Origin of the sequence: Pseudofrankia sp. EUN1h (genome assembly GCF_001854645.1) — a bacterium.
Lineage (GTDB): Bacteria > Actinomycetota > Actinomycetes > Frankiales > Frankiaceae > Pseudofrankia > Pseudofrankia saprophytica.
In genome coordinates, this window is sequence record NZ_MBLN01000040.1 from 1 (window position 1) to 1,004 (window position 1,004).

The following is a 1,004-nucleotide window of genomic DNA, read 5'->3' on the forward strand; positions in this document are numbered from 1 at the left end:
GGGCGTGTCATGACGACTGTGTAAGTCGGAGGTGGACCAGGATCGATCTACCTTGATCGGGTAGGTCAGAAATGGACACCGAATGACGCAGAGTGGAACGCTTCGGACAAATGACGAGGCGGCGGCACAGAGAATCGCGGAGGCTTTCGCGCCGGATGCGATCGACGCGTTGTTGAAGGATGCGAAAGCGACCGGAACTCCGGTCGACGGGGTCGACGGTTTGTTGAACCGGATGACGAAGGCGGTCCTGGAGCGTGCCCTGCAGGTCGAGATGACCGACCATCTCGGGTACGAGGTCGGCGATCCGGCCGGTCACGGTACGGGGAACTCCAGGAACGGGATGTCCACGAAGACGGTGTCGACGCGTAACGGGCCGGTCGATATCGAGGTGCCRCGTGACCGGAACGGCTCGTTCGAGCCGACGATCGTGCCGAAACGTGCCCGTCGGATAGGGAACCTCGATGACACGATCCTGTCGTTGTACTCGCGGGGAATGACGACGCGTGACATCGAGGCGCACCTGGGTGAGGTCTACGGGGTCCAGGCGTCCCGGGAGTTGATCTCGAATGTCACCGAGGTGGTGGTCGATGAGATCAAGGCGTGGCAGTCCCGGCCGCTCGACGAGGTCTACCCGATCCTGTATGTGGACGGTCTGCGGATCCGGGTCAAGGACAACGGCGTGGTCACGACCAAGGTCGCCTACCTGGCCGTGGGGGTCGACGTCGACGGGCGCAAGCACGCGCTGGGCTGCTGGATCCAGGATGCCGAGGGGGCGAAGTTCTGGCAGAAGGTCTTGGCCGACCTGCGTAACCGCGGCGTGCGGGACCTGTTGATCGTGTGCTGCGACGGGCTCACCGGCCTGCCCGAGGCCGTCGTCGCGGTCTTTCCCGAGACCGTGGTGCAGACGTGCGTCGTCCATGTGATCCGTAACGCGATGCGTTTCGTTTCCTACAACGACCGGAAGGCCGTCGTCAGGGCCATGAAGGAGATCTACACCGCGCCTA

Annotated in this window: 1 protein-coding gene; it reads left to right on the forward strand. The window is 63.4% G+C overall.

Features of this window, described 5'->3' with window-relative positions; all coding sequences use genetic code 11:
• Nucleotides 1–133: 133 nt before the first annotated feature.
• Nucleotides 134–1,004 (forward strand): IS256 family transposase (locus BCD49_RS08670; protein WP_241832294.1); only part of this gene is annotated, 871 nt, incomplete at its 3' end.